General features: G+C 57.4%; 2 protein-coding genes and 1 pseudogene. 2 read left to right on the forward strand and 1 reads right to left on the reverse strand.

All coding sequences use genetic code 11. The annotated features are described in order from the left end of the window. Both AC3FLX_RS33605 and AC3FLX_RS33610 read left to right on the forward strand, forming a co-directional pair. A partial coding sequence (locus tag AC3FLX_RS33605; protein WP_488701146.1) for a DDE-type integrase/transposase/recombinase occupies window positions 1-541 on the forward strand: 541 nt, incomplete at its 5' end. A 39-nt stretch (window positions 542-580) separates the two neighbouring features. Then, window positions 581-667: pseudogene (locus AC3FLX_RS33610) on the forward strand (DUF2188 domain-containing protein); the annotation flags it as partial. Window positions 668-960: 293 nt separating this feature from the next. On the opposite strand, the gene AC3FLX_RS33615 reads toward AC3FLX_RS33610, so the two are convergent. After that, window positions 961-2,076 (reverse strand): sensor histidine kinase, encoded by a 1,116-nt coding sequence (locus AC3FLX_RS33615; RefSeq protein ID WP_488701588.1) that lies wholly within the window; start codon window positions 2,074-2,076, stop codon window positions 961-963. Window positions 2,077-2,580: the final 504 nt, after the last annotated feature.

The following is a 2,580-nucleotide window of genomic DNA, read 5'->3' on the forward strand; positions in this document are numbered from 1 at the left end:
ACGTCGCCATGACGGCCGCGTCGCTGTTGACCGTAGCAATGTTCGCTGGTGTTCAGACGGCTTCGAATTCCGTTGCGACGACGGCTCGCCGCTACGCGTAACCTTTGCGCTGGATTGCCATGACCGGGAAGCCATCAGTTGGGCTGCAACCACCGGCGGGCACAGTGGCGATATTGTGCGAGATGTGATGCTGGCCGCCGTCGAACAGCGCTTTGGCGCTGTGCAGACCGAGCGCACCATCGAATGGCTGTCGGACAACGGGTCGGCGTACATCGACCATCGTACCCGCGCCTTCGCGCGGGAGCTGGGACTGGAGCCACTGACCACCCCCGTGCGTTCTCCGCAAAGCAACGGCATGGCCGAATCCTTCGTCAAGACCATGAAACGCGATTACATTGCGTTCATGAACAGGCCCGACGTGCCAACAGCGCTCTCTCAGTTAACGGTCGCATTCGAGCAATACAATGAGCGGCATCCACACAAAGCGTTGAGATATCGTTCGCCTCGCGAGTTCCGGCGAGCTGCCACATCATCAACTTAACGGTGTTTGGGTGTCCTGAATCACAGGGTCAACTCCAATAAGGTCGAACTGCTGATCCACGGCCGCGACGGTCAGATCCGAGAACGAAACTCCTTCGGTCATGACCCGCGCAACATCAAGGGGTAGAGACCATATCGTGCCGATTGCTAGTGCACTAGCAACCTCTTGCCCGTTTTATCCCTGCGCCTCTCCAGACCGTGCGGGTGCACCGTCATCGGCAATCCCAAGGCTGAAAAGGCGTCGCCGATTTCATGTCCAAGACAAGCTGCTCTAGATACAGAGCCATTTGGGTCTCCGGCGGCTCCCTGGCACTTATTGGACACTTTCATCTGACTGGGAAACCCCAGACTCCCAGATCCAGCTGGGCGTTTTGGGGGACCATCCGATCATATCCGTCTATGAAAGGCCTAAGTCCGTCGCTACGCGCGACGCGGCAGACGTACCTCAAACGCTGTCTCGACCGGGTTGGACCGAGCATCTATGGCTCCGCGATGGGCCTTAGCAATTTCGCTCGCGATATAAAGGCCGAGCCCGAGCCCGTCCGCGTTCTTGTCTTCCTGATCAGGACCTCTGCTCAGCGGGTCAAATATCCGCTCCAGCGTCAGTTGATCAATGCCTGGGCCACTATTCATGACCTCAAGGCGAACGTCCCCGTCATGGCCTGTGACAATAACGCGGACGGGATGCTCCGGCGCGCCGTACCTTAACGCATTGAGCACAAGATTGGAGATCAGTTGCTGCAGGCGCGAGCCATCCCAAAAACCCTGCACATTGCCCTTCACCTCCACATCGATACGTCGGTCCGAATGAACTGCCCGCAACTGGTCCACTGTATCGCCGACCACCTTGGCCAGGTCGACGTCATTGGGAGCGATGTTGATACCCAAGCCGAGTTTCGTTCGGTTGAAATCGCAAAGGTCATCCAGAAGGGAACTCATGCTGGCACCGCTTCGAATCAGCCGGGCCGCAGCCTCCGACACCTTCTCCCCGGCGTTCAGCGCCACCAGGTATGAGGCGGTCGTCTGGATGGTCTGCAGGGGGCTGCGCATATCGTGCCCGAGCATTCCGAGCAACAGATTGCGAGACTGCTCGACCTCCGAATTGAAAGACTCCACCGATTCGGCGACTGCTTGGTCGATAGCTTCGTTGAAGCGCATCATGTCGTCCAGATCCGCAGCAACCAACTCAAAATCGTCTATCCACAAACGTAGCACGCTGGCGCGTAGCGCCCGATACTCGGCAACCAACTGGTTGATATTGAAGCCACCGCGCGCCCGGATGACCGCATGTACTTGTGCTGCAGTCTCCGGCGCACCGGGCACTTGGGGGGCTTGCCCCCATGACTTTTCGTGTTGCGCGTCTCGCGTTTGCGGGGTCGTCAGGTCCTTTGCGATGGATTGCAGGATTTGCGGCGCGTGGTCGCGCAGGGCGAGGGAATCCAGCTTCCGTGCAGCAGGCAACTGGGCGGCCACGAAGGCCTCCCACTCCGCCAAAATGTGCTTCATATCACGCACGATAAAAGCCGCTAGACGCATGTCTGCCCCTTGGGAAACAAATGAGGGAGCAAAAAGGACGCACTTTTGCAGAATTTATATTACGTCAGTTGCAGGTGAAGTGTTGCGATTACGGGGCTTCGCAGCCCTGTTGGGTCATGAGCCTCGCCGCATCCGCAAATTGAGATCACATTCCCAACCGCGCGCCCGATTCGGAAATCGTCCTACATCATATTTTCTCGCCCACGCATAGAACTAAGGTATCGATGCCACTGGAGGTGTGTGGATGACAGCAGTTGTAAAGGTGCTACAGGCAGACGGTCTGTGGAATGTTGAGTCCGAGTACGAGCGCGTTCCATACCCGTCCCGCACCGCGGCCATCGCTGCAGCTGTTCATAGAGCGATGGAATTAGGCGCCCTACTCATGATCTATGAGCTTGAGGGCAAGATGAACGCCCCACTAGATTTTGCGCAAAGCGAAGCGACATGACAGCCATCAATCCTTCTGCCTTTAACGGAGGCTGCCATGTCAGGTGATATTCATGT

The sequence above is a fragment of the Cupriavidus sp. 291-E7 genome, from assembly GCF_057798835.1.